This is a genomic window from Inquilinus limosus, assembly GCF_051487185.1.
Taxonomy (GTDB): domain Bacteria; phylum Pseudomonadota; class Alphaproteobacteria; order DSM-16000; family Inquilinaceae; genus Inquilinus; species Inquilinus limosus_F.
Genome location: NZ_JAHVDK010000035.1, coordinates 24,866 through 47,750 on the forward strand (window position 1 = coordinate 24,866; position 22,885 = coordinate 47,750).

Genomic DNA, 22,885 nt, shown 5'->3' on the forward strand with positions numbered 1-22,885 from the left:
GCCTGCGATCCCAGCAGCATAGCGTCCCGAAAAGAGACGGCGAAGCCGCTACGGCTTGCGGCTCCACGCGCAGATCTGCGCCGAGATCACGAGTTGGCTGCCAGCCGCCACGGCCGCCTGCCGCAGCCGGTCCTCCAGCGTCTCGATCCCGATCGCCCCGGCGTCTGCCAGCCCCGATCGCTGAATGAGGGGCAGGCCGCTGCGCACCGACTCCGCCATCCAGGCATACAGCGGCGAATCCTCGCCACCGCCCACGGGGTTTTCGCTGAACAGCCGGGGCGTCGGTAGCCCGGCCTCGGCGAAGGCATGGATCAGCCGGCCGGCGATATCGGGATGGGGCAGGAGCATCCGGAAGGCGTCGAAGAGCACGCGCGCGGTGTCCTGCCACAGCGGCACGGGCGGCAGCGACTCGCAGTCGTTGTGCAGGGCGATCTCATGGAAGGCGGCAATGCCGCCGGGCCGCAGCTGCGCGGCCGCCCGTCGGATCGTGTCGATCGGGTCCGGCTGATGGATCAGGATATAGCGCCCGAGAACGGCATCGAAGGGCTCGCCGGCCGAGAAATCGTCGATCTCGGCCTCGACGAAGGCGGCATGGTCCAGGCCTGCCGCCGCGGCGCGGTCGCGGGCGACGCCCAGCACCTCGGCGCTGCGGTCGATGCCGGTCACCGAACCCGTCGGCCCAACGATCTCTGCCGCCAGCAGCGAGACGTCGCCGGCACCGCAGCCGAGGTCGAGCACGCGCATTCCCGGCTGCAGCCCCGCGGCGCGCAGCAGGCGTTCGGTGATCGGCCGCAGCACCGTGGCCTGCAGCATCAGCCTCCGGATCTCGGCCTCGGAATGGCCGAGGGCATATTCGACCGTGCTGCCAGGGCCATTCATTTTGAATTCTCCTTGGGTGCGCGTCGGTGATATCCTGCGATAAAGCATTACGTGAGTCATTATTTGATATGATTGCCGATTTTAAGTAGTGTTTTGAATAATGTTCGTAAAATATCTGCGATATGCTGCTGCCGGCGCTCGGGGCAAGCGCATGGCAGATCGGCGTTCGGGCGCCTGATGTTCGCTGCGTCGGGCTGCTAGTGTGCCGCTCCGAGGGAGGAGAGGCGCCGCGATGTACCAGGTTCCGATCCGGCCGGGCGAAAGCTGGATGCGCGCCCGGGTCCGGCGACATGTCCATGAGCTGCTGCGCCTGGCGTTGCCGGTGATCGTTGCCCGCGCCGGGCTGATCCTGATGGCGCTGGTCGACACCCTCTTCGTCGGCCGTTACGGCAGCGCCGACCTGGCCCATCTGTCGATCGCCAACGCCCCGATCGGCAGCATGATCGGCACCTCCACCGGCCTCGTGATCGGCGCGCTGGTGATGACCGCCAACGCCCTCGGCCGCGGCCGGCCCGACGAATGCGGTGCGGTCTGGCACCGGGCGCTGATCTATGGCGGCGCCATCGGCCTGGTCCTGGCCGTGCTGTGCCATTTCATCGAGCCGTTGCTGCTGCTGACCGGGCAGACGCCGGAGCTGTCGAAGGCCGGCGCCGAGATCGCCATCGTGCTCGGCTGGGGCATGCCGGCGGCGGTGGTCTACACCGTCACCGCCTTCTTCCTCGAAGGGCTGAAGCGGCCGGTGCCCGGCATGGTGGCGATGATCCTGGCCAATATCCTGAACGCGCTGATCAACTGGCTGCTGGTGTTCGGCGTCGCCGGCCTGCCGGAGCTCGGCGCCCTCGGCGCGGCCTGGGCCAGCACCGCCGCGCGCGTGTTCCTGGCGGCCAGCCTGGTCGCCTATGTCTGGCTGATGCCGGAGCACGAGACCTATGGCATCCGCCGCTGGCAGGGCTGGCGCTGGCGCGACTGGGCCAAGCAGCGTCAGCTCGGCTATGGCGGGGGCCTCAGCATCTTCATCGAATCGGGCGCCTTCACCGCGCTGACCTTGTTCGCCGGGCTGCTCGGCACCCTGCCGCTCGCCGCCTTTTCGATCGGCCTCAACCTGATCGCGCTGATCTTCATGGTGGCGCTCGGCCTCGCCTCCGCCACCGCGGTCCGGGTCGGCGTCGCCCATGGCCGGCGCGACCTCAAGGACATGATGCTGGCCGGCTGGGTCGGGCTCGGCGTCAACAGCGTCGTCATGGTGGCGCTGGGAGCCGTGCTCTGGCTCTTCGCCCGGCCGATCGCCGAGGCCTACACCAGCGACGCGGCGCTGATTCCGCTGGTGGTGCCGGTGATCCTGGTCTCGACCTTCATCCTGCTGGTCGATGGCGGCCAGGTGGTGATGGCCAATGCGCTTCGCGGCCGCGGCGACGTGGTGGTGCCGACGCTGCTGCACACGATCTCCTACATCGTGGTGATGACGCCGCTCGGCTGGTTCCTGGGCGTCCATCTCGGGCGCGGCGCCGTCGGGCTGTTCGAGGCGATTCTGATCGCCAGCGTGGTCTCGGTGGGGCTGCTGGCCTGGCGCTTCCATCTCCTGGCGCGGAGCGACGCCCGCACCGCGACGGCCGGTGCCGCCGCCTGATTGTTCGCAGGTGCGGAAACGTGCTAGCGTCGCCGCGCCCGGCAGGCCGACCGGGCACGTTCTTTTGCCAGCCCGGACAGTGCTTTGACCGAACGTTCGCCCACGCCGCCGCACCTCGACATCACTCCGGTGACGATTGAGGAGGAGATGCGACGCTCCTACCTCGATTACGCGATGAGCGTGATCGTCTCCCGCGCCCTGCCGGATGTGCGCGACGGCCTCAAGCCGGTGCACCGCCGCATCCTCTTCGCGATGAAGGAGGGCGGCTACGACTCGACCAAGCCGTTCAAGAAGTCGGCCCGCGTCGTCGGCGACGTCATGGGTAAGTATCACCCCCATGGCGACACCGCGATCTACGACGCCATGGTGCGCATGGCGCAGGACTTCTCAATGCGGCTGCCGCTGATCCAGGGGCAGGGCAATTTCGGCTCGATGGACGGCGACCCGCCGGCGGCGATGCGCTACACCGAGGCGCGCCTGGCCAAGGCCGCCGAGGCGATGCTGGACGACATCGACAAGGACACGGTCGAGTTCCAGCCGAACTACGACGAGACCCAGTCCGAGCCGACGGTGCTGCCGTCGCGCTTCCCGAATCTCCTGGTCAACGGCGCCGGCGGCATCGCCGTCGGCATGGCCACCAACATCCCGCCGCACAATCTGGGCGAGGTGATCGACGCCTGCCTCGCCACCATCGAGAACCCGGCGATCTCGATCGAGGAGCTGAACCAGATCGTGCCGGGGCCGGACTTCCCGACCGGCGCCTTGATCCTCGGCCGGTCCGGCATCCGTTCGGCCGTCGCCACCGGCCGTGGCAGCGTGGTGATGCGGGCGCGGTCGAACATCGAGGAGATCCGCAAGGACCGCGAAGCGATCATCTTCACCGAGATCCCGTATCAGGTGAACAAGTCGCGGCTGATGGAGCGCATCGCCGAGGTCGTCAACGACAAGACGGTCGAGGGCATCTCTGAGCTGCGCGACGAGAGCGACCGCGACGGCGTGCGCATCGTCGTCGAGCTGAAGCGCGACGCCAGCGCCGATGTGGTGCTGAACCAGCTGTACCGCTCGACCCCGCTGCAGACCTCCTTCGGTGTCAATATGCTGGCGCTGCACGGCGGCCGGCCCGAGCTGCTGAACCTGAAGCAGATCATCGACGCCTTCGTCGCCTTCCGTGAGGAGGTGATCACCCGGCGCACGCGCTACCTGCTGGGCCGCGCCCGCGAACGGGCCCATGTCCTGGTCGGCCTCGCCACCGCGGTCGTCAATATCGACGAGGTGATCGAGCTGATCCGCCGCGCGCCCGACCCGCAGACGGCGCGCGAGGAGCTGATGGCCCGGGCCTGGCCGGCCGGCGACATCGCGCCCTTGATCCGGCTGGTCGACGAGCCTGGCCATCCGCTGGGCGAGGACGAGACCTACCGCCTGTCCGAGGCCCAGGCCCGCGCGATCCTTGATCTGCGCCTGCACCGCTTGACCGGCCTCGAGCGCGACAAGATCGGGGACGACCTGCGCGCCATCGTCGCCGAGATCCAGGAATACCTCGCAATCCTGTCCAGCCGCGAGAAGCTCTTGGAGATCATGCGCGGCGAGCTGGCCGAGATGAAGGAGCAGTTCGCCACCCCGCGCAAGACCGAGATCCTCGACCTCGAATTCGAGGCCGACATCGAGGACCTGATCCAGCGCGAGGACATGGTCGTCACCGTCTCCAACGGCGGCTACATCAAGCGCGTGCCGCTGTCGACCTATCGGGCGCAGCGTCGCGGCGGCAAGGGCCGCAGCGGCATGGCGACGAAGGAGGAGGATTTCGTCTCCGACCTGTTCGTCGCCAACACCCACACGCCGATGCTCTTCTTCTCCAGCCGCGGCATCGTCTACAAGCTGAAGGTCTACCGCCTGCCGATCGGCACGCCGCAGTCGCGCGGCAAGGCGATGGTCAACATGCTGCCGCTGCAGCAGGGCGAGACCATCTCCACCGTCATGCCGCTGCCGGAGGACGAGAGCACCTGGGACCAGCTCTACGTCATGTTCGCCACGGCCAGCGGCAATGTCCGCCGCAACAGCCTGGCCGACTTCACCAGCATCAACCGCAACGGCAAGATTGCGATGAAGCTGGACGAGGGTGACAGCCTGATCGGCGTCAAGGTCTGCAGCGACGACCAGGACGTGCTGCTGGCGACCCATACCGGCATGTGCATCCGCTTCCCGGTCACTGACGTCCGCGTCTTCAAGGGCCGCGATTCGACCGGCGTGCGCGGCATCCGGCTGGCCAACGACGACAACGTCATCTCGATCTCGATCCTGCACCATCTCGACGCCACGCCGGACGAGCGCGCGAACTATCTGCGCATGGCCAATGCGCTGCGCCGGGCCGAGGGCGAGGAGACCGACGGCGCCGACCAGCAGCCGGTGGAGGAGCATGACCTCGACCCGGCCCGCTTCGCCGAGCTGGAGGCGGGCGAGGAGTTCATCCTGACGGTCAGCGAGGAAGGCTTCGGCAAGCTCAGCTCCGCCTACGGCTACCGCATCACCGGTCGGGGCGGGAAGGGCATCTGGACGATGGCGATGGGCGAGAAGAACACCGCGGTCGCCGCCTGCTTCCCGATCTCGCCGAGCCAGGAGATCATTCTCGTCACCGATGGAGGCCAGCTGATCCGCTGCCCGGTCTCGGATGTCCGGATCGCCGCCCGCAAGACCATGGGCGTGCGGCTGTTCAACGTCGCCGAGGGCGAGCGTGTCGTCTCCGTGGCCTCGGTGCCGGAGGAGAACGGCACCGACGGCGAGGGCGACGAGGCGCTCGAGGAGGGAACCGAGGCATCCGGCGATGCCGCGGATGAGCAACAGGACGGCGCCGCGTCGGGCGGCGATAGCGCATAAGAAAGGCCGCACGGATGTCCAAGGCGCGCATCGGGGTCTATCCCGGCACCTTCGATCCCATCACCAAGGGCCATATGGACATCATCCAGCGGGCGACACGGATCGTCGACCATCTGGTCGTCGCCGTGGCCCGCAACGACGGCAAGGGCCCGCTGTTCTCGACCGACGAGCGGGTGGAGCTGGTACGGGCCGACGTCGCCCCCCTGGTGGCGCAGGGGATCTCGATCGAGGTCCGCTCCTTCGACGTCCTCTTGATGCACTTCGCCGCCTCGGTCGGCGCCACGATGGTGGTGCGCGGGCTGCGCGCCGTCTCGGATTTCGAGTACGAGTTCCAGATGGCCGGCATGAACGCCAAGATCAATCCGGTGATCGAGACGGTGTTCCTGATGGCGTCGGACCGCTATCAGTTCATCTCCTCCCGCTTCGTCAAGGAGATCGGGCGGCTGGGCGGCGACATCGCCCCCTTCGTCAGCCCGCTGGTGGCCAAGCGCCTGACCGAGCAGTTCGCCCGCAAGGGCCTGGTGGCGGAATAAGGCCATCATCGCGTCTTGCGGGTGTTGACCGCCGGACGGGCCCTCCCTAATGTGCGCCCCGCCCGCCCGGCAGCGCTCCGGGGCGGCGATGTGAGCCGGTAGCTCAGTCGGTAGAGCAGAGGCCTTTTAAGCCCCTGGTCGTGGGTTCGAGTCCCACCCGGCTCACCATTCCCAGTGCTAAGTAGTTGATTTGTAATAGGGTTTGTAGATTTGGCCGGCGAGGTTTGTAACTCCTTGTCCGCCAGATGCTCGGTCATCTTGATCACGGCGGCCTTCGCGAGGAGCTTCTGCCGGGCTGCGGCCACGTAGCGCTCGACCTCCTTGATCGACTTGTGGCCGGTGATCGACATGATCTCGAGCGTGCTGCATCCGGCTTCGGCGAGCCGGCGTGCGGCCGCCTTCCGTAGGCCATGCAGAACGCAGCGATCCGGCACGCCGAGGCGCCGATCTTGTCGGCCATCCAGTTGCCGAACCCGTTCGGTGTGAATGGCTGTACGTACTGCGTCGTGAGGATCGCGCCGTGGCGGCGTGGCGTGGCCCGCAGCGCTTCCCGGAGATGGGGATGGACCGGGATGACGATGCTCTCGTCCTTGGCCTCCTGGTCCGTCTTCTTCTGGGCAAGGCTGATCGTGCCGGCTGTTTCGTTGTAGTCGCTCCACCGCATCTTCACGATGTCGCTCTTGCGCTGGCCGGTGTAGAGCGCGAGGGCGAAGGCGGTCCGCTCCATCGTACCGACCGGCCAACGCCTTTCGTAGGCGGCCAGCTCCTCCTCGATCCAGGTGTGAAAGGTGCCGGACGGGAAGAATGCGATTTCGGCCGTCGGGTCGTCCGAAGCTGCTGAGCAGCGTCAGCAACGGGATGGGGCGGACGCTGAGCTTTACCTACACCAACGGCAAGCTGACCAAGGTCAGCAACGGGACGGCCTCAGCCTCCTACAGCTATGACAGCGCCGGCAAGCTGCTGACCGGCTTCACCGATCCGATGTCCAAGGCCACGGCCTTCGCCTATGACTCTGGACGCCGGCTGACGACGATCACGTATCCGTCCTTCCCCAGCACGCCCTTCGTGACCAACGTCTATGACACGCTGGGCCGGGTCATGACCCAGACCGACGCGCTCGGCAATCGCTGGACCTATCTCTTCGCCAACGGGTATCGAAGCCAGGAGATCGACCCGGTGGGCGGGAGCCGGGTCCTGTATTACGACCGGAACGGAAACCACATTCGGGATACGGACCAAGTCGGCGATACCACGCAGTTTGCTTATGACGGGATCGGCCGGCCGATAAAAACGACCTACCCCCCTGGGCGACTCGGTGGAGCAGGCCTACGACGCCGCCTCCAATCTGGTGAAGCGGACGACGAACCCGATCCCGGGCGCGATCGATACCGCGACCGGCCAGCTGGCGGTGCCGATCGTCGAGAGCTGGACCTATGACCCGACCTTCAACACGGTGCTGACCGCCAAGGACGGCCGCGGCAACACCACGACCGATCAATATGACGCCAAGGGCAACCTGACCAAGGTGACGCAGCCTGCGGTGACCAAGGCGGGCGCATCGGCCAGCCCGGTCACGGGCTACACCTACAACGGCAGAGGACAGGTGCTGACGGTGACGGACCCGGAGGGCCGGGTCACCACCAACACCTATGATGCCGCGGCGCCCTTCAACCTTCTGAGCACGACGGTCGACTCCGGAACCGGCCGGCTGAACCTGACGACCAGCTGGACCTACACGCCGCAGGGGGACCGGGCGACCGAGAGAAATCCGCGCGACCTGACCACGACCTATACCTACAACTTGGCGCGGCTGCTGATCGATGAGCGTCCGCCGGCGCCGTTCACCAACAGCAACGTGACCCAGTACGATTATGACGCGGACGGGCGGCGGACGGCGGTGAGGCGCTATGTGCCGGCCTCGGACTCGGTGCCGGCAGCGTGGCGGACGACCACGACGGCGTACAATGCGGCGGGGAAGGTCAGCTCCGTCACCAACCCGGACGGGACCGTGACGACCACGGGCTACAATCTGCTCGGCCGGCCGACGGCGGTGACGTCCTCGAGCGGCCGACGGGTGCTGACGAGCTACGATGCGGCGTCGCGCCCGGTGAAGGTGGTGGACCTGGTCTTCGGAACGCTGGACCCGTCGATCACGAACAACCTTGGCGCGGTGACGCGGGAGACGCGGACCTACTACAAGGGGGGCCTTCTCGCGACGGTGGCGGACGGCAACGGCAACACGCTGACCTTCAACTATGACGGGTTCAAGCGGCAGAGCCAGGTCACCTATCCGGGCGGCGCCTTCGAGCTGCACGCCTTCGACGCCAACGGCAACGAGACGATCCGGCAGACGCGGTCGGGGGCGCAGATCAAATACGACTACGACGCGCTGAACCGGATGATCAGAAAGACGCCGCCGACCGGGCAGGAAATCATCAGCTACGACTACGACCTGACCGGGCGGATGCTGAAGGCGAGCGCGGCCTCGGGCGCCTATGCCTTCGGCTACGACACCGCCGGCCGGCAGGTCAGCGAGACGTCGCCGTTCTTCGGGACGATCGGCTGGAGCCTGGATGCCAACGGCAATCGTGTGACGCTGAGCTGGCCGGGCTCGCCGGCCTATTCGGTCAGCTATGTCTACGACGCCCGCGACCGGCTGACGGACATCCACCAGGGGACGGTGTCGGCGGGCGTGCGGCTGGCGCATTACGACTACGACACGCTGTCGCAGCGGACCAAGACCACCTTCGGCAACCCGGCGAAGGCGATCAGCAGCGTCGCCTGGACCCTGAGCGGGCAGGTGGCGCAGATCGCGCATGCCTGGTCGGGCGGCGGGGTGACGGTGGACTACGCCTACAACCAGGACCACCAGCGGACCTCGGCGACCTGGAGCGACGACACGTTCCTGCCGTCGGGTCTGGCGGCGGCGAGCCCGGCCTATGCGCCGAACGCGCTGAACCAATACGCCACGGTGGCGGGGGTGAGCTATGGCTACGACGCGAACGGCAACCTGACCTCGGACGGGGTCTGGACCTACGGCTACGACAGCGAGAACCGGCTGGTGTCGGCGAAGAGGACGGCGCCGCCGGCGGTGACGGCGACCTACACCTACGACCCGCTGGGGCGGCGCCGGTCGAAGACGGTGAACGGGGTGGTGACGCGCTGGCTGTCGGTGGGCGACCAGGAGATCGCGGAGTACACCGGCTCAACCGGGGGCCTGGGCCGTCGCACCATCTACGGCCTTGGGGAAGAGGGCTGGCAATATTGGTGGTTTGGTGAAGAACCGATGGATCTCGGGTTACCCATCAAACTGCGGCTGCAAGCCCATATGGATATCGGTGGCATCCTGTCCGCGCAACCAACTTTGTTATAACTCGATCCAGATCGAGATCTGACACGAAGCCCCGCCGGCACTCCGACGGGGCTTTTGTTCAGTCGCCAATCAGGCGCAGCCGATCCTGAACGAGTCGTCCGTCCGGGCACTACGACGTCGGACGTGAAGCATTCGTCCATCGCCGGTGTCTGACGATCCGGCTCAGAAGGTCTTCCAGTCGCCGCTGGCCTCGAAGGCCGCGGCGGCCTGGTAGATCGTGGCTTCGGTATAGTCCCTTCCGACCAGCATCAGCCCGATCGGCAACCCGCCGCCGAGACCGCAGGGCAGGGACATCGCCGGATGGCCGGTGACGTCGAACTGCGAGGTGTTGCCGATCATCTCGAAGGCTCGGGTGACGATCTCGGTGATCGAGGCGCCCGGTTCCGGCAGCGGCGTCGCCTTGATCGGCAGGGTCGGCATCAGCAGCAGGTCGTAGGTCGCAAAGACGGCGTCGTAGGCCGCCTTGATCCGGCGCGCCTGGTTCTGCGCCTTGGCGTAGTAGCGGCCGCGGTAATGGCTGATGAAGTACTGGGCGGTGAGCATCGAGATCTTGAGACTCTCGGACAGATCATCGGCGCGCTCCCGCCACGCCGCATGGGCATCGATCAGGCCGACATTGTAGAGGCCCTTCCAGTTCATCCCCATGCCATTGCCCAGCATCATCTGCCACTGCAAACCTTCCAGCGCGATCGGGGCCCAGACCGAGGCGGCGACGAGATGCTCGGGGATCGAAATCTCGGCGATCTCGGCGCCGAGCGCGCGGAACCGCTCCGCCCCGGCCAACACCTTCTCCTTCACATCCGCTTCCAGATTGGCGCCGGCGAAGCCTTCGGCGACGACGGCGATCTTCATCCCCTTCACGCCGCGGTCGAGCTCGCCGGTGTAGGAGGTGACCTTGGGCGCGTATTGCCGTGGGTCGAGCCCGTCGGGGCCGGCCAGCACCTCCAGCAGCAGGGCGTTGTCGGCCACCGTCGTCGTCATCGGCCCGGTGTGGTCGATGGTGGATTCGATCGGCATCACGCCTGTGTAGGGCACCAGCCCGTGGGTCGGCTTCATGCCGTAGATGCCGCAGAAGGAGGACGGCATGCGGATCGACCCACCCTGGTCGCCGCCGATCGCCATGTCGACCTCGCCGGCCGCGACCAGCGCGCCGCTGCCGGAGGAGGAGCCGCCGGCCGAATAGCCGCGGCGGTGCGGGTTGTGCACCGGCGCGGGCTCGGAGGTGTGGCTGCCGCCGGACAGGCAGAAGTATTCGCACACGGCCTTGCCGAGGATAGTGGCGCCGGCGTCCAGCATGCGGGTGACGATGGTGGCGTCGATGTTCGGGACATAGCCTTCGAGGGTCGAGGCGCCGTTCATCATCGGCACGCCGGCGAGGCAGACATTGTCCTTCAGCGCCACCGTCTTGCCGGCCAGCTTGCCGGTCGGCGCACCCTTCACCTCGCTCTTCCAGTACCAGGCGTTGAGCGGGTTCTCGGCCGGGCCCGGCCGGTAGCCGGGCGTGCGCGGATACTTGACCGCCGGCACCTCGTCCGGCAGCGCGTCGACCACGTCGTAGGCGGCGAAGCTGCTGCCCATCAGGGCGAGGTATTCCGCCGCCTGCTCGGCGGTCAGATGCATGCCGAGGCCGGCCGCGATGTCGACCAGCTGCGGAACGGACGGGCGGGTGACGGCCATGATGTGCTCCCCTGTCGGGCGTGGACGAACGGTGATGCGGCGATGGCGGCCCGGCGGCTACGCCATGCCGACGAACTCGGCGACCAGCTCGGGGTCGCGGAACTGCTCGGGCGCCAGGCTGCCGGTGATCCGGCCCTTCTGGATGGTCAGGATCCGCTGCGACAGCGCGGCGATGAAGTCGAGGTTCTGTTCGACCAGGATCAGGGTCAGGCCGCGGCGGGCGCGCAAGCCCTCCAGCGTCTCCACGATCTCCTCGATGATCGAGGGCTGGATGCCCTCGGTCGGCTCGTCGAGCAGCAGCAGCCTCGGCCGCATGCACAGGCAGCGCGCCAGGGCCAGCAGCTGCTGCTCGCCGCCGGACAGGGCGCCGCCGCGCCGGTCGAGCAGGCGCTGCAGCCGCGGGAACTCGGTCAGCACCTCGTCGATCACGCTGCGGTCCTCGCGGGCGGCCGCCATGCCCATCCGCAGATTCTCCATGACCGACAGGTTCGGGAAGATCTCGCGTCCCTGCGGCACGTAGCCGAGGCCGGCCCTGGCCCGCGCCGCCGTCGGCGCCCGGGTGATGTCGCTTCCTTCGAAGCCCACCGTCCCGGCCGTGGCCGGCAGATAGCCCATCAGGGTGCGCATCAGCGTGGTCTTGCCCATGCCGTTGTGGCCGAGGATGCCGACCGACTCCCCGGCCTCGACCGCGAAGCTGACCCCCGCCAGGATCGGGATGCGGCCGTAGCCGCCATGCAGGCCCTGAACTCTCAGCATCACGCCGCGACCTTCTTGCCGAGATAGACATCGCGCACTCGGCCGTCGCGCAGCACCGCGTCGACCGTGTCCTCCATCAGCACCCGGCCTTGATGGAACACGGTGACCGTGCGCGCGATCATGCGGATGAACTGCATGTCGTGCTCGACCACCACCAGTGCGCGGGACAGGTTGATCTCGCGGATCAGCTCGGCGGTGCGCAGCACCTCGTCATGGGTCATGCCGGCCGCCGGCTCATCCAGCAGGATCAGCTCCGGGTCGGCCGCGATCACGGTGCCGATCTCGACCCATTGGCGCTGGCCGTGCGACAGCCGGCCGACCAGGGTCCCGGCCTGGGCGGTCAGGCGGATCTTCTCCAGCACCTCGTCCACCACCGCCGCCGTGCGTTGCGGCGTGTGCGTGCGCCGGGCGCCGAGCCAGATGTTCTCGCGCACCGACAGCCCGTTGAACACGTTCGGCACCTGGGTCTTGATGCCGACGCCGAGCCGGGCGATCTGGTGCGGGCTGGCGCCGGCGACCGGCCGGCCGCGGAACATGATCGTGCCGGCGCTGGGGGCCAGTTGGCCGGTCAGCATCTTGAAGAAGGTGCTCTTGCCGGCGCCGTTCGGCCCGATCAGGCAGCGCAGCTCGGCCTCGCGCAGGGTGAAGTCGACCTCGCTGACCGCGGTCACGCCGCCGAAGCGCATGGTCAGGGCCCTGGTCTCGAGCAGGGGGACCGGCGTCGCCATGTCACTCCGCCTCCTTCAGCGCGCCGAGGCTGTCGGCCTCGACGGCCCGGCCGGCACGCCGGCGGAGCAGGGCGACGAGCCGGCCGCAGAGATCCTGCGCCGTCGGCACCAGCCCGCGGCGCAGCAGCAGGACGAAGGCGATCAGGATGACGCCGAGCACCAGGTTGGCGTTGAACGCCTGCTGCGTGCCGATCTGCGCCACCAGGTACTGGATCAGGACGCAGCCGATCACCGGCCCGATCAGGGTGCCGAGGCCGCCGACAGTGACCCAGATGATGATCTCGGCCGACAGGGCCAGGCTGAAGATGGTCGGGCTGACGAAGGCGCCCCAGTTCGCATAGAGGCAGCCGGCTAGACCGGCGATGCTGCCGCCGATCACGAATACCGCGAGCTTGGTCAGGCGCGGGTCGTAGCCGAGCAGGGCGGCGCGGGTCTCGTTCTCGCGGATCGCCACCGCCACCCGGCCGAAGCGGCTGGCCAGCAGGAGCCGGAGGAGAACATAGACCAGGATCAGGGCGCCGCCGGTGACGAACCACAGCTCCTCCGGGTCGAGCAGGTAGTCCGGATTGCCCGGAGCGTTCAGGCCGGGGATGGCCGGCATGCCGTTGAAGCCGCCCAGCGCCGCGTCGCCGATGCGGTACTCGTCCCCGGCGGTGGAGTTCACCAGGTTGAACAGGATCAGCGTCACCGTCAGCGTGATCACGCCGAGATAGACGTCGCTGATCCGGCCGTAGAACATGAAGTAGCCGAGCACCAGGGCGAACCCCGCCGGCACCAGAACCGACAGCGCCACGGCGCCGGTGCTGTCGCCGAAATTGGTCGCGGCGACGGCATAGGCGTAGGCGCCGAGGCCGAAGAAGGCGGTCTGGCCGAAGGACAGGATCCCGCCGAAGCCCCAGATGAAGCCGAGGCTGAGGGCGAGGATGCCCATCGCCGCGAACAGCGTGTACTGCATCAGGTCGAAGATCTCGACCTCTTGCGGCATCACGACGACGGCGGCGACCGCCGCGGCCAGCGCCGCCGACTGCGCGAGCTTGGCGAGATGGGATCCGGTCATAGGCTGCGCCCGAAGAAGCGGCCGGAGATGCCCTGGGGCAGCACCCGGATCAGGATGATGGCCGAGACGAACAGCGTCACCTCGCCGAAGACCGGCGTGGTCAGATAGGCTGCCATCTGGTTGATGAAGCCGAACAGCCCGGCGGCCGAGGCGGTGCCGGCCAGGATCGCCGAGCCGCCGCCGACCACGGTGATGAAGGCCTTGGCGACATAGGCCGCCCCCATCGTCGGCACCACGCCGGAGACCGGCGCCAGCAGCCCGCCGGCCAGGCCGGTGATGGCGGCGCCGACGGCGAATGTGGCCATGTAGACCCGGTTCGGGCTGACGCCGAGGGCGGCCGCCATGGCCGGATTCTGCATCGTCGCCCGCGCGATCAGCCCGAGCCGGGTGTAGCGCAGCACCGCCCAGACCGCGGCCAGCAGAAGCGCCGCCATCGCCACCAGGAACAGGGTGTAGAGGCTGGACCGGTAGGCGCCGATCGAGAAGCCACCGAGCGGCGTCGGCACGCCCTGGATGGTGTTGCCGTAGATCGTCGTCACCAGCCCGACAATGAACAAGCTGAGCCCCCAGGTGGCGAGCATGGTGTCGACCAGCCTGCCGTAGAGGAAGCGGATCAGGCAGCGCTCCACCACCAGGCTGACCGCGCCGACGAAGAGCGGCGCCACCACCAGCATCGCCACCCAGACGTTCACCCCGGCATTGGTCGAGACCACGGTGGCATAGGCGCCGAGCATCAGGAACTCGCCATGGGCGAGGTTGATGATGCGCATCATGCCGAAGATGATCGCCAGGCCGGTGCACAAGAGGATCAGGGACGCGACGCCGTTCAGGACGTCGAGCGCGAGAATGGCGGCGAGCTCCATCGACCCGGCCTCGCTCAGACCTTGATCACATATTGCTGGTTGTCGGTCGGCTTCTCGATCAGGTTGCAGACCGCCGCGGTGTCGGAGGGCGGCTGCTGCTCATAGGTCTCGACCACCGAGAAGTGCCGGTCCTTGACCGTGCCGAGATAGGCGTTGCGTGTGGCGTGGTGGGTGGCGTGGTCGAGCACGACCTTGCCGGTCGGCCCGTCGAAGCTGATGCCGCCCTCCAACGCCTCGATCACCTTCATGCGGTCGAGCGAGCCGGCCGCCTTCACGCCGGCGAGCCACAGGTAGAAGCCCTCATAGGTCGCGGCGGCGATCTCGGAGATGTAGGGGATGTCGGCGCCGAACTTGTCCTTCAGCTTCTTGACGTAGGTGGCGCTGGCCGGGGTCGTCAGCTCCTCGAAATAGCCGTAGGCGGCGAGGACGCCCTCGCTCTCCTGCGCGTCCAGCGTGGTCTGCTCGTTGACGAGGCCGAAGGTGGTCGAGGCGATCGGGATCTCCTTCTTCATCCCGGCCGAGGCCCATTGCCGGTAGAAGGCGGTGTGGTTGCCGCCGACCAGGGCCGACAGGACGATGTCCGGCTTGGCGGCCTGGATCTTGCTGATCGTCGGGCCGAAATTGGTCACGTCCAGCGGGAAGAAGTCGGTCGACAGGATCTCGCCGCCATTGTCCTGGACGTATTTGGTCATCCACTTGGCGGTGATCTGGCCGTAATTGTAGTCGGCGGCGATGATGTAGGCCTTCTTGCCCCAGCTTTTCATCGCCGAGGGGACCAGCTTCTCCACCGTCTGGGCCGGGGTGGTGCCGGTGCAGAAGATGTTGCGGTCGCAGACGCCGCCCTCGTAGAGCGTGTTGTAGAAGTACAGCACCTTGAACCGGTCGAAGATCGGCCGGATCGCCTCGCGCGAGGCCGAGGTGATGCCGCCATGCACGATCGCGACCTTGTCCTTGAGCGCCAGCTGCTGGGCGTACTGGCTGTACATCTGGATCGTCGACTGGGTGTCGTAATGCACCAGCTTCAGCGGCCGGCCCAAGAGGCCGCCGGCGGAATTCGCCTCCTCGATCGCGAGCTGCAGGCTGGCGACCATCGGCACGCCGGTGGCGGCGATCGGGCCGGACTGGTCGTGTAGGCTGCCGACCAGGATCGGGTCTTCGGCGCCGAGGGCGCCGTGCCGCAGGATCGCCGGGCTGGCCAGCAAGCCGGCCGCCGACAGGGCCGTGGTTTTCAGAACGTCACGCCGCGAGATTCGCATGAGCCGCCTCTCCTGTCGTCGATTTTGTGAGTTGGATATATATGAAATGGCAATTAATGAAATGGCAATAGATTTGTCGGGCGGCGCCGGGGGCGGCTCAGAAGCTGGCGATCACGCGGAAGTCGAGCCCGTCGGCCTCGGCCAGATGCACGGCCCGGCGCGGGGCCGGCCGGGGCCGCCCTGCCAAGGCGTGCAGCGCGTCGTAGCAGGACTGGCCGAAGGCGTTCGGGGTCGGCGCATGGTCGCCGAAGCTGGCGTGGTAACGCTCGAGGAAGCCTTCATTGCCGGCCGAGCGCAGCGTCGCCAGATAGATCGCGGTGATGTGGAGGCCGGCCGAGGCCTCGGCGCCGATGCCATACAGCACGGTCTCGTCGGTCGCGAGGGCAAAGCGGAGATGGCGGCGGTCGAGTCCGGCCGCGGCGAATTCGCGGTTGAAGGCGATCGCCTCCTGGCCCAGCAGCAGCAGGACCACCACGTCCGCCCGGGTCCGCCGGATCGCGGCGAAGACCGGGTCGTAGTCCCGCGCGCCATAGGGCAGCAGGGTCTGTCCGACCAGCGTGCCGCCGCCGTCTCGGATCAGCGTGCGGGCCACGGCGCTCGACACAAGCGGCCAGACATAGTCGTTGCCGACGATGAAGAAGCGCCGGGCGCCGCGCTGCTCCGCCAGCCAGTACAGGCCGGGCCGCAGCAGCTCGGCCGCGGTGACGCCGGTCGCGGTGACGCCGGCCTCGATCCGGCCGCCCTCGTATTGCGGGGTGTAGAGATAGGGGCGGCGGCCGCGCACCGCCGCGGTCACCGCCTCGCGCATGTCGCTCGGATGCATGCCGACCAGCAGGTCGACCTCGTCCAGCGCGATCAGGTCGTCGGCCGCTTCCGCCGCCTCGGCCACGGTGCCGCCGGCATCGCCGAGGACCAGGTCGATCGGGCGGCCGCGGATGCCGCCGCGGGCGTTGATCTCCGCGACCGCCAGCAAGGCGCTGGCTTCGGTCGAGGGGGACCACAGGCCGGCCGGCCCGTCCCGCGGCAGCAGCAACCCGATCTTCACGCCACGTCCTTCCGAGGCTGGGGCACGCCGACGGAGCGCTCTGGCCGCTCGGCCCGTCGAGCGCGGCTTCGAGTTTGCCGACAATCCAATGCAATGACTATGCCAGCCCTGCCGCTTGGACTGGGTTGGACTGTGCGGTTTCGGCCGCGGTCGGCATGCCGCAAAAATCGGCGGGACGGCCCGGCATGCCCATGTTCTGGGCAGTGTTGTCGGCGGGCGGGTGGCCCCGCCAGCCTTGAAAGCCGGGCCTGTCGCAGGTATTTACTTTCGAACTCATCTAATGAAATTTTGACGGTCGAGAAGGCCATGCCGCCGGAGCGCCTGGAAGATCAGCTGGCCTACCTCATCGCCGGCGTGAACCGTCAGTTCGAGGAAGAGCTCAAGGAGAAGCTGCGTCCCCAGGGGGTGCCGATCGAGCAGTCCCGGGTCCTCGGCCTGCTCGCCGACGGCCGGGGCCGGCCGATGACCGAGCTGGCGGAGCAGGTCTTCGTCGAGGCGCCGACCCTGACCAAGATCATCGACCGCATGGTGGCGCAGTCGCTGGTGATCCGCGCGCCCGACCCGAACGACCGGCGCCGCGTCCTGATCTACGCGACCAAGCGCGGGCAGGCGCTGTGGGAAAAGATCGGCGGTTACGCCCGTGAGCAGCAGAAGCGCGTCCTCGACCGCCTCTCCCCCGGCGACCTGGCGCGCCTGACCGAGATCCTGCGCGGCCTGATCGCGGAGTAGGGGCTCAGCGTTTCGCGCTGACCTCGTTGCAGATGTGCAGGGTGACCGGCCCGTCCAGGATCGGTGTCACCGCGGCGAAGAAGGCGGCGACGGCGGCGGAGCTGTTGTGTGCTTCCATGGCGGCGCGGTCGCGGAACCGCTCATAGGTGGTGAAGATCGCCGGCGTCTCGTCATCCCGGGAAACGAAGAAGTCGATCGTGCCGGGCTCCGCGGCCCGGACATTGGCCGCGACGGCAAGGAGCGCCCTCTTCAGCTCGGCCTCCGCCCCGGGTTTCGCGCGCAGGATCGCCGTGATCGTGATCATCCTGTCCGGGCCCCTCATGGTTGGATTTATTCCCTGTACCGTAATTTCAGATTATTGAATATTCAAATAACTGAGCTGCTGAGGGGGAAGCCGGAATGCCGTTGATGCGTCGGGCATTGCTGCGCCGGGTCGGGGAGCCGCTGGAGATCGGAACGGGTCCGGTGCCGGAGTCGGGTCCGGGCGAGATCCTAATCCGGATCGCCGCCTGCGGCGTCTGCCATTCCGACCTGCACGCGGTCGACGGCGACTGGGGCGAGCCGCCGAGGATGCCGCTGATCCCCGGCCATGAGGTAACGGGCCATGTCGTGGCGCACGGCCCGGGCGTCGACCGGCCAGCGCTCGGCGCCGCCGTCGGCGTCCCTTGGATGGCCGGCGCCTGCGGGCGCTGCGCCTGGTGCCGGGCGGGGATGGAGACGATCTGCCCGGAGGGCAGCGCCACCGGCTTCAGCCGCGATGGCGGCTATGCCGAATACATGGTGGCGCGGGCAGAGTTCGTCGGCCTTATCCCCGACGGCGTCGACCTCGTCCGAATCGCCCCGATCCTGTGCGCCGGGGTCACCACTTATCGTGGCCTCCGGCGCAGCGAGGCGCGGGCAGGGGACTTCGTCGTCATCGTCGGCGCCGGCGGCCTCGGGCATGTCGCCGTGCAATATGCCCGCGCCATGGGCTTGCGCCCGATCGTGCTCGACGTCGATCCGGCCAAGCTCGAGCTGGCACGGCGGCTCGGCGCCGAGGCGGTGGCCGAGGCCGGGCCCGACGCCACCGCGGCGGTCACGGCCCTGACCGGCGGCGGCGCCGCGGCCGCGATCGTCACCGCCCCGGCGCCGGCCGCCTTCGAGCAGAGCCTGGCCCTGATCCGGCCCGGCGGCACCGCTGTCTTCATTGGCCTCCCGGGCGGTGAGCGGGATGCAATCCGGCTGTCGATCGCCGCCATCTCCAACTGGGAGAAGTCGATCCGCGGCTCCAATGTTGGCACCCGCCAGGACCTGCAGGAGGCGGTGGATTTCGCGACGCGCGGTCTGGTCGCCGCGACGGTCGAGACGGTGCCGATCGAGCAGGTGAATGAGGCGCTGGCGCGGCTGCGACGGGGACAGGTCGCCGGCCGGCTGGTGCTCGACCTCGGCGGGGTGGAAGGCACAACGCGGCAGATGAACTCGAAACAGCAAAATGGGTGAAGAGAGTGCTCGGGCGTACGTGGTCGTAAATGGTTGCGTGTCCCCGCAACCAACTTTGTCATAACTCCATCCACATCGACGTCTGATCCAGAGCCCCGCCCAAAAAGGCGGGGCTTCTGCTGTTTACCGTCATGCTGCCCGCCGGCCGCGGAGGCCTGCGCCACCTGTGCTGGTCGAGGCACTAGAGCGGCTCACGCCTGTGCCACCGTGGCCGAGCCCTGAAGCACCGGCGGTTCCTTGCGCAGCCATCGCACGCGCATCGCTTCCCGTACCGGCACGCCGATCGCGAGGGAGTGCCGGCATCTGCCGATGGTCATGAGGGAGACGTCGCGCCAGAACTCTGGTCGACGCATTTGCGGGCCACCACGCCGGGATAATCGATCGAGTATTCCGGGATGAGCCCGACGCCCGCTACGGGCTCACGCCGCAGCAATTGTTCACCTGGCTCCACCCCAGAAGCCCTTGTCACGCGTGCTTGAACTGCCCGACATTGCCGCGATTGATCGGCATCACACCGGTGATGATCCTTTCCGGCAGCGGATTGACACCGGCGGCCTTCCAATCAGGCACGACTTTCATCGCACCGGTGTTGAGCCAGTGCAGCAGATGCACCGCGAGGTACGCTTCGGCGTAGGATTTCTGCGCCACGGCGCCAACGATCGTGCCGTCCTCGATGAACGGCAACATGTCGTCGTTGCGATCCATGGCGACGATCTTCACTTTGCCTTCCAGACCCGCCTCGCGCACGGCGATCGCTGCGCCCTTGCCGCTGTCGCCATCGGTGCCGCCGATCCCGACCACGTCCGGATGTGCCTGCAGCGCTTGCGCATACGCAGTGGGCGCATAGGAGGGGTCGGCCCTGTCATTGACGACCTCGGCGACTTCGATCTCCGGATACTTCTCCTTGAAGTGGGCTTTGTAGCCCTCGACGCGCTCCAGGACTGCAGGTGCGGGGAAGGTGCCGAGCAGGACCTTGCCCTTGCCGCCAATCGCCTGCGCCAGCATCTCGCCACCAACCCGGCCGGCCTCAAAGCTGCTGATGCCGAGATTGACCGCGCGTCCCGAATCCGGCACGTCGCCGATGATGGTGGCGACTGGGATGCCGGCTTCGGTTGCACGCTTTATGCCGGGCCTCATGGCGTCGGCATCGCCGGGGAAGATCAGGATCCCGGCTGGCTGGCGCGCCACCAGCTCATCCAGTTGCCGGGCCTGCGCAGCGGTGTCGAAGTCGAGCGGTCCGGTGAAGCTGGTCCTGACGCCCAGGACAGTCTGCACATCCTCGAGCGCCTTGCGATGATCGACCCAAAACGGCACCTGGGTCACGATCGACAGGAACACGTATTCCTTTCCTTCGCCTGCTGCCAGCGCCTCGCGCGAAAGCGCAGGTGACACCAGGCCGCCCAGCGCCAGGAGTGCCGCCGTGCCGGAAGCGGCCCTAAAGGCGTCCCGCCGGGCAAGCTTGATCTGATCGGTCATTTCTTCCTCCCTGGGTTCAGTTTTTTGAACCTCACGATCGCCGTCGCCGCAGCAGCATGTCGATCGCCACGGCGACGATGAGGACGCATCCGGTGACGATCATCTGCCAATAGATCGACACCGCCAGCATGGTCATGGCGTTGTTGATCAGCGCCACGAAGATGACCCCAAAGAACGACCCCAACACGGTCCCCTCGCCACCGCGCAGAGAGGCGCCGCCGATCACGGCAGCCGCCAGCACCTGGAGCTCCAGCGCGGCGCCGGCCGTCGGCGTGCCGCTCATCAGGCGAGACGCAAGCAGAATCCCGGCAAGGGCCGCGAGGAGGGCCGTCAGGACATAGGCAGCGCAGCGCACAGCGTCGACCGGGATGCCGGAGAGCCGCGCCGCCTTCTCGTTGCCGCCGATATAGTAGGCCTGGCGCAGGTAGCGCGTGTGCCGGAGAGCCAGATCACCGAGCACGACCAGCGCCAGGGTGATCCACACGATCGCCGGAAATCCCAGCCAGTTGGTCCCGCCGATATAGCCGAAGGCGGCCGGCAGGTTGCTGACCGAAAACCCTTCGGTGAGCACGAGGGCCACTCCGCGCGCCACCGACATCGTCCCGAGCGTCGCAACCAACGGGTTCACGCCGAGCCGCGTGACGATGAGCCCGTTGGCGAGGCCGATGAGAGCCCCGATGACAAGTGCGCAGACGACCGAAACGGCAATCGGCAGGCCGCCTGCGATCATCAGGGCGACGGACGTGCTGCAAAGTGCCAGGACCGATCCGACCGAAAGATCGAAGCCGCCGGAGACCAGGAGGATCGTCATGCCGATGGCAATGATCGCGGTAGGAGAGAGGCCGATCGTCATGGCTCGGAAATTCGCCATGGTGAGAAAGTGCGGCGTCGCCTGCGACATCACCAATACGATGACGAGAATCAGGACCGCCAAGGTTGCTTCTCGCTTTGCGAGCACCCGCCGTCCGAGTGCGAGAATCCTCGTCTCCGAGGTGCGCCGGTCGCTATGCGTGAGGCTCATGGAGTCGCTCGCTGGCGTTTACGGGCGGTGAGCCGGTGGCCATCGCCAGGATTGTCTCTTCCGTCGCTTCGCTTCGATCGAGCGCGCCGGCGATCTGTCCCTCTCGCATCACCAGGATGCGGTCGCAGAGCGCCAGCAGCTCAGGGAGATCCGAGGAGATGACGAGCAGGGCGGCACCGGCGTCGGCCAGCTCGCGTAGGAGGGCATGAATCTCCTGTTTGGTGCCGACATCGACGCCCTTGCTTGGTTCGTCGATCACAAGGACGCGCGGGGCCGATTCCAGCATCTTCGCCAGCAGGACCTTCTGCTGATTCCCGCCGCTCAGCTGACCAACGGCCTGGTGGGCACCCGCCGCCTTGATGCGCAGCCGAGTCATCCGCTCCTGGGCGACATTGAGGGCGGAATGGGCTTCGACCAGCCCGAAGCGCGAGAAACGATGCAGGGCGGGAGCGATGATGTTGTCCGCGATCGACATCTCCAGAAACAGGCCGTCGCTCTTGCGCTCGTCGGTGAGATAGGCGATGCCATGGCGCAGCGCGGTTCGGACATCGGTCAGACGGACAGGCTCGGAGCCGACACGAATTTCGCCGGAGGTGGCCCGCAAGGCGCCGGCGAGGGCGCGACCAAGCTCGCTGCGATGCGCGCCCATGAGCCCGGCAAGACCGACGATCTCGCCAGCACGCAACGTGAGGTCGACCGTTTCGAAAACATTGGTGCGCGCCAATCCTCTCGCTTCGAGGAGCGCCGCCCCGGTGTCGGTGCGGGACCGCGTGGGCACTGCTTCGATGTCGCGGCCGACCATGGCGCGGATGATCCCATCCATATCGCAGGCGCTGATCGATCTTGTGCTGATGACATGCCCGTCGCGCAGCACTGTCACGCGGTCGGCAATGGCGAAGATCTCGGCCAATTGGTGGCTGATGTAGATCACGCCGATCCCCTGAGCGCGCAGCTGCCGAATGACCGCGAACAGCGCCTCGACTTCATCGGGCGGCAGCGCCGAGGTCGGCTCGTCCAGGATCAAGACCCGTACGTCGAGCGACAGGGCCTTGGCAAACTCCACCAGCTGCCGCTGGCTGAGCGGCAGATCGGCCACCGCCGCCCAAGGATCGACGTCCAGGCCGAAGGGCGCGAGAATTGCGCGGGTTCGTTCTTCCAGACGGCGCCAGTCGACGAGCCCGCCGCGCGTCGGCACGCGGTTGACGAAGATGTTCTCGGCGACGCTCAGGGATTCGACCAGGCTGAGCTCCTGGAACACGATTCCGATCCCCAGTGCTTGGGCCCGCCGGGGCGTGTCGATCGTGACTGCCTCGCCGGCCACGCGAATGCTGCCCTCGTCCGGCTGAAGAACTCCGGCGACAATGTTCATGAGGGTCGACTTGCCGGCGCCGTTCTCGCCGACCAGAGCGTGGACCTCTCCGGCATCAAGGATGAAGGAAACGCGCGACAGCGCCTGGGTTCCGGCGAATGCCTTGCTCACGTCCTGGATTTCGAGGAGCGGAGCGGCGGGCATGG

General features: G+C 67.5%; 18 protein-coding genes, 1 tRNA gene and 2 pseudogenes. 7 read left to right on the forward strand and 14 right to left on the reverse strand.

The window, feature by feature from the left end; genetic code table 11:
- Positions 1-48: 48 nt before the first annotated feature.
- A complete protein-coding gene (locus KXR53_RS30670; RefSeq protein ID WP_437379416.1) occupies positions 49-879 on the reverse strand; it encodes a class I SAM-dependent methyltransferase in 831 nt (276 codons plus the stop codon).
- 232 nt (positions 880-1,111) lie between these two features.
- Between KXR53_RS30670 and KXR53_RS30675 the strand changes: the two genes are divergently transcribed.
- The 4 genes from KXR53_RS30675 (at position 1,112) to KXR53_RS30690 (ending at position 6,078) form a co-directional block, all read left to right on the forward strand.
- The gene (locus KXR53_RS30675) at positions 1,112-2,506 is read left to right on the forward strand and encodes an MATE family efflux transporter (RefSeq protein WP_437379417.1); all 1,395 of its coding nucleotides are present in this window, start codon (positions 1,112-1,114) and stop codon (positions 2,504-2,506) included.
- A 147-nt stretch (positions 2,507-2,653) separates the two neighbouring features.
- Positions 2,654-5,377 (forward strand): DNA gyrase subunit A, encoded by a 2,724-nt coding sequence (gene gyrA, locus KXR53_RS30680; RefSeq protein ID WP_437379418.1) that lies wholly within the window; start codon positions 2,654-2,656, stop codon positions 5,375-5,377.
- Between the two features lie 14 nt (positions 5,378-5,391).
- Positions 5,392-5,910, forward strand: coding sequence for a pantetheine-phosphate adenylyltransferase (gene coaD / locus KXR53_RS30685; RefSeq protein WP_437379419.1), 519 nt, complete (start codon positions 5,392-5,394; stop codon positions 5,908-5,910).
- 92 nt (positions 5,911-6,002) lie between these two features.
- Positions 6,003-6,078, forward strand: a tRNA-Lys gene (locus KXR53_RS30690).
- A 182-nt stretch (positions 6,079-6,260) separates the two neighbouring features.
- Here KXR53_RS30690 and KXR53_RS30695 read toward each other — a convergent pair.
- Positions 6,261-6,344: pseudogene (locus KXR53_RS30695) on the reverse strand (hypothetical protein); the annotation flags it as partial.
- Positions 6,345-6,445: 101 nt separating this feature from the next.
- Positions 6,446-6,721 (reverse strand): annotated as a pseudogene (locus tag KXR53_RS30700) (tyrosine-type recombinase/integrase); the annotation flags it as partial.
- A 504-nt stretch (positions 6,722-7,225) separates the two neighbouring features.
- Here KXR53_RS30700 and KXR53_RS30705 point away from each other — a divergent pair.
- Positions 7,226-9,283 carry a hypothetical protein gene (locus KXR53_RS30705; RefSeq protein WP_437379420.1) on the forward strand — a complete coding sequence of 686 codons (2,058 nt, stop codon included), beginning with the start codon at positions 7,226-7,228 and terminating at the stop codon, positions 9,281-9,283.
- Positions 9,284-9,445: 162 nt separating this feature from the next.
- Here the strand turns inward: KXR53_RS30705 and KXR53_RS30710 are convergent, their stop codons facing one another.
- The 7 genes from KXR53_RS30710 to KXR53_RS30740 form a co-directional block, all read right to left on the reverse strand.
- On the reverse strand, positions 9,446-10,960 hold the full coding sequence (locus KXR53_RS30710; protein ID WP_437379421.1) for an amidase: 1,515 nt from the start codon (positions 10,958-10,960) through the stop codon (positions 9,446-9,448).
- A gap of 57 nt (positions 10,961-11,017) precedes the next feature.
- Entirely contained in the window at positions 11,018-11,716 is a 699-nt protein-coding gene (locus tag KXR53_RS30715; RefSeq protein ID WP_437379422.1) for an ABC transporter ATP-binding protein, read from the reverse strand.
- Positions 11,716-12,444, reverse strand: a complete 729-nt coding sequence (locus KXR53_RS30720; RefSeq protein ID WP_437379423.1) for an ATP-binding cassette domain-containing protein — start codon at positions 12,442-12,444, stop codon at positions 11,716-11,718. Before KXR53_RS30720 ends, KXR53_RS30715 begins: the two co-directional genes overlap by 1 nt.
- A gap of 1 nt (position 12,445) precedes the next feature.
- Positions 12,446-13,501, reverse strand: a complete 1,056-nt coding sequence (locus tag KXR53_RS30725) for an ABC transporter permease subunit (protein ID WP_437379424.1) — start codon at positions 13,499-13,501, stop codon at positions 12,446-12,448.
- Positions 13,498-14,364 (reverse strand): branched-chain amino acid ABC transporter permease, encoded by an 867-nt coding sequence (locus KXR53_RS30730; protein WP_437379425.1) that lies wholly within the window; start codon positions 14,362-14,364, stop codon positions 13,498-13,500. Before KXR53_RS30730 ends, KXR53_RS30725 begins: the two co-directional genes overlap by 4 nt.
- A gap of 14 nt (positions 14,365-14,378) precedes the next feature.
- On the reverse strand, positions 14,379-15,620 hold the full coding sequence (locus KXR53_RS30735; protein WP_437379426.1) for an urea ABC transporter substrate-binding protein: 1,242 nt from the start codon (positions 15,618-15,620) through the stop codon (positions 14,379-14,381).
- 97 nt (positions 15,621-15,717) lie between these two features.
- Positions 15,718-16,665, reverse strand: a complete 948-nt coding sequence (locus KXR53_RS30740) for a substrate-binding domain-containing protein (protein WP_437379427.1) — start codon at positions 16,663-16,665, stop codon at positions 15,718-15,720.
- Positions 16,666-16,971: 306 nt separating this feature from the next.
- On the opposite strand from KXR53_RS30740, the gene KXR53_RS30745 reads away from it, so the two are divergent.
- Positions 16,972-17,394 (forward strand): MarR family winged helix-turn-helix transcriptional regulator, encoded by a 423-nt coding sequence (locus KXR53_RS30745; RefSeq protein WP_437379428.1) that lies wholly within the window; start codon positions 16,972-16,974, stop codon positions 17,392-17,394.
- 4 nt (positions 17,395-17,398) lie between these two features.
- On the opposite strand, the gene KXR53_RS30750 is transcribed toward KXR53_RS30745, so the two are convergent.
- Entirely contained in the window at positions 17,399-17,698 is a 300-nt protein-coding gene (locus KXR53_RS30750) for a putative quinol monooxygenase (protein WP_437379429.1), read from the reverse strand.
- Positions 17,699-17,793: 95 nt separating this feature from the next.
- On the opposite strand from KXR53_RS30750, the gene KXR53_RS30755 reads away from it, so the two are divergent.
- Positions 17,794-18,873, forward strand: a complete 1,080-nt coding sequence (locus tag KXR53_RS30755) for an alcohol dehydrogenase catalytic domain-containing protein (RefSeq protein ID WP_437379430.1) — start codon at positions 17,794-17,796, stop codon at positions 18,871-18,873.
- Positions 18,874-19,338: 465 nt separating this feature from the next.
- Here the strand turns inward: KXR53_RS30755 and KXR53_RS30760 are convergent, their stop codons facing one another.
- Genes KXR53_RS30760 through KXR53_RS30770 form a run of 3 tightly spaced genes read right to left on the reverse strand, consistent with a single transcriptional unit; the run spans position 19,339 to position 22,883 of the window.
- Positions 19,339-20,349, reverse strand: coding sequence for a substrate-binding domain-containing protein (locus KXR53_RS30760; RefSeq protein ID WP_437379431.1), 1,011 nt, complete (start codon positions 20,347-20,349; stop codon positions 19,339-19,341).
- A 31-nt stretch (positions 20,350-20,380) separates the two neighbouring features.
- Positions 20,381-21,370 carry an ABC transporter permease gene (locus tag KXR53_RS30765; protein WP_437379432.1) on the reverse strand — a complete coding sequence of 330 codons (990 nt, stop codon included), beginning with the start codon at positions 21,368-21,370 and terminating at the stop codon, positions 20,381-20,383.
- Positions 21,354-22,883 carry a sugar ABC transporter ATP-binding protein gene (locus KXR53_RS30770; RefSeq protein WP_437379433.1) on the reverse strand — a complete coding sequence of 510 codons (1,530 nt, stop codon included), beginning with the start codon at positions 22,881-22,883 and terminating at the stop codon, positions 21,354-21,356. The genes KXR53_RS30765 and KXR53_RS30770 overlap by 17 nt, the downstream gene beginning before the upstream one ends.
- Between the last annotated feature and the right edge of the window lie 2 nt (positions 22,884-22,885).